This window comes from Candidatus Goldiibacteriota bacterium, from assembly GCA_016937715.1.
In the GTDB taxonomy this organism is placed as follows: domain Bacteria; phylum Oederibacteriota; class PGYV01; order PGYV01; family PGYV01; genus PGYV01.
On the sequence record JAFGWA010000071.1, the window covers coordinates 1 to 6,470 of the forward strand.

The 6,470-nt window shown below is 43.6% G+C and carries 6 protein-coding genes; all 6 read left to right on the forward strand.

The features are described 5' to 3' along the window. Positions 1–478 (forward strand): MFS transporter (locus JXR81_07650; protein ID MBN2754726.1); only part of this gene is annotated, 478 nt, incomplete at its 5' end. Positions 479–545: 67 nt separating this feature from the next. Then, a complete protein-coding gene (locus JXR81_07655) occupies positions 546–1,880 on the forward strand; it encodes a sigma 54-interacting transcriptional regulator (protein ID MBN2754727.1) in 1,335 nt (444 codons plus the stop codon). A gap of 380 nt (positions 1,881–2,260) precedes the next feature. Beyond that, the gene (locus JXR81_07660; protein MBN2754728.1) at positions 2,261–2,653 is read left to right on the forward strand and encodes a response regulator; all 393 of its coding nucleotides are present in this window, start codon (positions 2,261–2,263) and stop codon (positions 2,651–2,653) included. Continuing rightward, complete coding sequence (locus JXR81_07665; GenBank protein MBN2754729.1) at positions 2,653–4,968, forward strand: chemotaxis protein CheA; 2,316 nt, start codon at positions 2,653–2,655, stop codon at positions 4,966–4,968. The genes JXR81_07660 and JXR81_07665 overlap by 1 nt, the downstream gene beginning before the upstream one ends. A gap of 1 nt (position 4,969) precedes the next feature. Next, the gene (locus JXR81_07670) at positions 4,970–5,473 is read left to right on the forward strand and encodes a chemotaxis protein CheW (GenBank protein MBN2754730.1); all 504 of its coding nucleotides are present in this window, start codon (positions 4,970–4,972) and stop codon (positions 5,471–5,473) included. Positions 5,474–5,525: 52 nt separating this feature from the next. Beyond that, positions 5,526–6,359 (forward strand): methyltransferase domain-containing protein, encoded by an 834-nt coding sequence (locus JXR81_07675; protein ID MBN2754731.1) that lies wholly within the window; start codon positions 5,526–5,528, stop codon positions 6,357–6,359. The last annotated feature ends 111 nt before the right edge of the window (positions 6,360–6,470 follow it).

The following is a 6,470-nucleotide window of genomic DNA, read 5'->3' on the forward strand; positions in this document are numbered from 1 at the left end:
GGGTTTTGAACCTGCCGTATCAGGTTTCATAGCCGGTGCTTTCTGGGGTGCATACACGCTTGGCAGGATATCGGCGGGATTCTATTCAAAATTTATGAAGACGTATAAACTTATATATCTTAGCCTTACGGTATCTTTTATTGGTGTACTGCTGATATGGCTAAATATTAATGAAGCGCTGGATTACGCGGGCGTAGTGCTGAACGGATTTGCCATAGGGCCAGTGTTTCCGGCCCTTGTGTCAGGTACTGAAAAAAGGGTGGGCGGGCAGCACGCTTTTAATGTTGTGGGGATGCAGATGGCCGCGTCCGGGCTGGGATACGCGGTATTGCCCTGGTTTGCGGGTTTAATTGCCAAATATCAGGGCCTTGAAATAATGCCGGCGTTTGTAGCTGTGTTGATTGTAATAACAGCGGCGCTTTACAGGCTTGCGTATTATTATATGCCGGGGCACATGATGGACAGGATTGTAAAGTGAGAATTGTTGCGCTTTAACGCCGGATATGATATAAATATTATGTCTTAATAATGATACAGGGGGCATGATGAAGTTATTGTTAATTGACAGCGTTGAGGCTGTCAGGAAAGAACTTTATGCCGGTTTATCAGGCAGTTTTCCCGCGCTGGAAATAACACTTATAAACAGCGCGAAGATAAATAAACTATCCGATGATGACACATACCGTATTGCCTTTGTAAACCCTGAAAACGCCGCGGTAATAATTAAAATACTTAAGAAAAAACTGCCTTTGACAAAGATTTATTTACTTTCGGCAGGCAAAGAGAAAATAACACGGCAGGATGCTTTAAAAGCAGGGGCGGCGGGAAACGTTTTTTTTCCTGAAGGTAAAAATGAAATTGAAGAAATTATTCAATCGGTATATAAGGAAGAAGAATCGGTGTATTTAAAAAAAGGCGTTGTCGCAAAAAAAGAGAATTTTGGGATAACCGGCAATACTCCCGCCGTGCAGTCAATTAATGACTTTATATTAAAAAGCGCCCAGGCATCACTGCCGCTTCTTATTGAGGGCGAAAGCGGAACAGGAAAAGAACTTGTTGCAAACGCAATACATAAATCCGGCCCGCGCGCGCAGAAAGCTTTTATCGCGGTAAACTGCGGAGCCCTTCCTAAAGACCTTCTTGAAAATGAACTGTTTGGCCATGAATCCGGCGCGTTTACGGGAGCTACTTCCGTAAAACGCGGTTTGTTTGAAGTGGCTGACGGTGGTACGCTTTTTATTGATGAAATCGGCGAGATGGACCCTGCCGCACAGGTGAAACTTCTGCGTGTACTGGAAAATGGCGATTACAGGCGTCTTGGCGGAACCAAAGAGATAAAAGCGGACGTACGAGTGCTGGCTGCCACTAACAGGGTGCTTGAAGAGGAAATTGAAAAGGGCAGGTTCAGGACAGATTTATATTACAGGCTTAACGCTTTAAGGGTGTTTTTACCCCCGCTTCGCGAACGCAGCAGCGATATCCCCGAACTTATAGCGCACTTTCTTTCGCGGTCAGATTCAGGAAGAAAGAAAAACTTTTCAAAGGAAGCGGTTGACCTTCTTGTAAATTACAAATGGCCTGGTAACATCAGGGAACTTTCAAATGTGGTGGAGCGTGCTATTGTGGTGTCCGGAAACAGGGAAATAATAGGGGTAAAAGACCTGCCTGACTATATCAACAGTTATGTTTCTTCCGCGGAAGAAACAATTCCCGACTGTAAAGAAGAAATGCCCTTGTCTGTTTATCTTGATATGGCTGAAAAAACATACCTGATTAAACTGCTTCAGACCCATGGCGACAACAAAGCAAAGATGGCGTCTGTACTTAAAATAAGCAGGGCGAAATTGTACAGGAAACTTAATAAATATAACCTGCTTTAAACCTCCGGTATATCTGTTATTGTTTTAAATCGGTCTGAAAAAGTTGCGCCGGCTAAAATCCTAAAATCCTGTCTAAAAATACTTTATGCATTTAACAACTGCGGTTTCAAAAATTTTGATCATGCGGTTTAAAATAGCAGACCTGTGTATGCGGGGCTGCTGTTTTAAGTTTTTTAAATAAGGGTAATTCGTTGAAAAAGGTATTAAATTAAGTAAAAAAGTATGTGTCATTTATGACACAAGATTTATCTTTTAAAGGCGTAAAACTGTATCATTATCGGGACAGAGTGGATATGGAATAAATAAAATGCCTTAAAAATATGGATGTTTGCTGATGATGCTATGGCATGACCCTTGCTATATATTAGATGGAGGTATTTATGCATAAACGGTACAGGGTTCTTATAGCAGATGATGATAAATTCATACGCGGCCAGCTGACAGGCATAATTACCAAAGCCGGGCATAGCGCCAATTCCGCCGCTGACAGTGAATCCGCGTTAAAATTGATAGGGCAGGAAAGTTTTGATGTCCTGATAACGGATATATATATGGAGAAAATGTCCGGGCAGGAAATGATAAAAGTGGTCAAAAAGATGAAGCCGGATATGCCTGTAATTGCCATGACAGGCGACGAGACAATAGACCTGGAAAGGGAAGTGCGCGGTTTGGGAGTGTTTGCGTATTTTCTGAAACCTATTGAGATGGATTTTATGTTAAAGACGCTTGAAGCTGCATTCGCGATATGCGAAAAAAAACAGGCCGGTGAATAATGAAAGAAACTGATGTGTTAAAAGCCCTGGAAGAACTGTCAGTTGAATTTGTTATGGCGGATTTCAGGAATCCGGAGTCATATTCAGCCGCGGCTGAAAAAGCGCGTTTTCTTAGTGAACTTGTTTTGTCCAAAAGCGCGGAAGAGAAACAGGCCTGTAAAAGGATACTGGAAAATATAACGGCGCTTCTGCGTGGAACCGGCAGTGAATCTGTATCTGCCGCTGTTGCGGATGATATTGCGTTTATGAAAGTAAAAGCTGATTTAACGGGAAAAGAAAAAAAACCGCGGTACGAAGCGGCTCTGGGTATTGCGTCCGCTATAAGAAAATTTTCCGAAGCTGTGAAAGCTCAGGGAAATGATAACGCGGCAAAAGCCGCTGAAAGGGCGGCGGAGTCTTTTGAATCCGCGATAAAAAGGGGAAATGCCGGCGATGCCCCGCATTTGTTTGAAAATATGCTTGCGTCAATTTTTCAGGGTGAAGACAGGCCAAAAGACACGGTGAAAGAAGAAACTTTGCCGGAAATTGAAAGTGTAATAAGCGGTGACCTTTCCCTTGTAGGCGATTTTATCAATGAAGCGCGCGAACACCTTGAAAATATAAATTCCGGGCTGCTTGCGGTAGAGGCTAATCCCGGGGATGAAGAGGCGGTTAACAGCCTTTTCAGGGCTTTTCATACAATGAAAAGCCTGTCAGGTTTTTTTGAACTTATAGAGCTGCATATGCTTGTTAAAGAGGTGGAAAATGTTCTTTCGGGGGCAAGAAAAGGGGCGATAGTATTTAACGGCGCTGTTATTGATATACTTTTTTCGGCGGCTGACGCGGTGAGAAAAATGGTTGACGCGCTTAAAGATAACCCTTCAAAAAAAACCGGCCTTATAACCTCCGCGGATCTTGATGCTGTGCTTGATCTTGTGCTTTCAATCACCGGTGCTCCGGCAGGTGCTGAAAAACAAAGGCTGGGAGAAATACTTGTACAGGAAGGCAAACTGAAGGAAGCACAGCTTACAGAGGCTCTGGAAGAACAAAAAGCGACGCATGAAAAACTTGGGGAAATTCTTGAAAACAAAAACACTGTGTCTGAAGCGGATGTAGCCGGCGCTCTGCAGGAACAGAAAATAACAAAAGAGTCTGATTTCAGGATAAAAGAAACGGTGAAAATTGACCTGGAAAAACTTGATAATCTGATAGACACGATAGGCGAAATAGTTATAGCTGAATCAATGGTGGTAAATGCGTTGTCATTAAGCGCGGATTCTTCCGTTATTTCAATGGGGAATATAAACCATCTTCACAAGACAACAAAAACACTTCATGAACTTGGCCTGTCTCTGCGCCTTATACCTGTTGCCGGTATGTTTCAGAAAATGGCGCGTGTTGCCAGGGACCTTTCAAGAAAACACGGCAAAAAAATTAACTTTGCCTACCATGGAGAAGACACGGAGATAGACAGGACTGTGGTGGAGAAAATAAGCGACCCTTTAATACATATGATCAGAAATTCCATTGATCATGGTATTGAGAGCGAAAAGGAAAGAAAAGATGCCGGTAAGCCTGAAACCGCGCAGGTGGAGTTAAATGCCTATCATAAAGGGGGCAATATCTGTATTGAACTTTCAGATGACGGGTCAGGGCTTAACAGGCAGAAGATATTAAAACGCGCCGTTGAAAACGGGCTTGTTGACGCGGAAACGCAGATGCCTGATCAGGAGATTTTTGAATTTATTTTCAGGCCTGGATTTTCAACCGCGTCTATGGTTACGGATACGTCCGGAAGGGGCGTGGGTATGGATGTGGTAAAGAGAAATGTGGAACAGCTGCGTGGACGCGTGGAAGTTGTTTCAAAACCGGGCGCGGGGACAAAGTTCACGGTTGTTTTGCCTTTGACTACGGCCATTATTGAAGCTATTACTGTAAGAGTAAATGAAGAAAAATATTTTGTACCGTCTTTGTCTATTGTGGAGTCTTCAAAACCGCCGGCACAGCTGTTTTCCACCGTTGCCGGAAAAGGCGTGATGCTGGCTTTCAGGGACACTCTTGTACCGGTTTTCAGTTTAAGCGCGCTGCTGAATAAAAAAGAGAGTATAAAGAGTACAACAAGCGGGGAAAAGATTGTTGTAATTATAGAAGAAAACGGAAAAATGGCGGGAATAGCGGTTGATGAAATTTTAGAGCCGCAGCAGATAGTGGTGAAAAATCTTGGGAAAAGTTTTGGCAAAATAGAGGGAATAGCCGCCTGCACAATAATGTCCGACGGAAAGGTCGGGCTTATTTTAGATATAAACGGAATAATTAAAATGGCGACAGCCGGATAAAATGGAGGCGAAAATGCAGAATGCTGTGGAAGTACAGGCTAAAGCGGGGAAGTATCTTACGTTCAGGCTGGCAAAAGAGGAATATGGCGTGGAAATTTTAAAGGTGCGCGAGATTATAGGTTTAATGCCTATAACACGCGTTCCAAAGACGCCGGAATTTGTGCGCGGAGTGATAAATTTAAGGGGCGGTGTAATTCCTGTTGTTGAACTGCGCAGCAAATTCGGGATGGAATCTGAAGCCGACACAAATGAAACATGCGTAATAGTGGTGGAAATAATGAAACAAAAGGAACCGGTACAGATTGGCATACTGGTTGATTCGGTTTCAGAGGTAATGGACATTGCCGGCGCTGACATTGAAGCAACACCTTCTTTTGGCGTGGAACTGGATACAAATTACATACTTGGAATGGCAAAGACAAGAGGGACTGTAAGGATACTTCTTAATATTGACAGAGTGCTGACAAACGAAGAACTTGAAAGCGTGGGCAATACGCCCGGATAGCATTTGTTTGTATGGCTGTAAATTCCTGCGCATAAGCGGGAAGGAGGCAGAAATGGAATTCCCCGGAAGGGCTTCGGAACCAGGCACGATTGATGATGATACGTATAACAGAATAAAAGACCTTATTCACAATAAGTGCGGTATTACGCTTGGGCCTGCAAAAAAAGCCCTGGTTGCCGCGCGCGTAAGAAAAAGAATGCGCGAGCTTCAAATTACCGGGCATGATGAATATTTTAAGGCAGTTATTGAAGATAAGACCGGGGTTGAACTGGTGCGGCTGCTGGATTCCATTGCCACAAATGTCACTTCTTTTTACAGGGAAAGCGGCCATTTTGACGTGGTAAAACAGGCGCTGTCAAAATGGGAGGATGCCGGGCAGACAAGGTTCAGGCTGTGGTCTGCCGCGTGTTCTTCAGGGGAAGAAGCGTACACCATGGCGTTTACGGTAAAAGAGGCGTTAAGCGCCCGGGCTGACGTAAAGATTCTTGCCACGGATATTTCCACTAAAGTGCTTGGAACCGCTCATCAGGGTATTTATGAGATGGAGAAAACACATTCAATACCTAAAGATATAAAAAATAAATACATGAATAAAATATTGTCAGGCGATAAGGAATTTATGGCTGTGAAATCCGAGATAAGGAATATGGTGGTTTACAAAAGGCTGAATCTGACAGAGATGCCTTTTCCCATGAACGGGCCCCTGGATGTTATTTTGTGCAGGAATGTAATGATATATTTTGATAAGGATTTAAGGCGCAGGCTTGCCGTGGAATTTCACAGGCTGCTAAAACCCGGGGGCCTGCTTATAATAGGGCTTACCGAGAGCCTTATAGAAATAAGCAATGATTTTAAAAGGATAGGTTCCTCGGTATATATTAAATAAGGCGGCGATAAAATGGATATTACAGTCGAGATAGGAGCGCTGAAAGTCACAAATAATCCGGCGGACAGATTAATTACGTATTCGCTTGGATCCTGTCTTGGCGTGGCTATA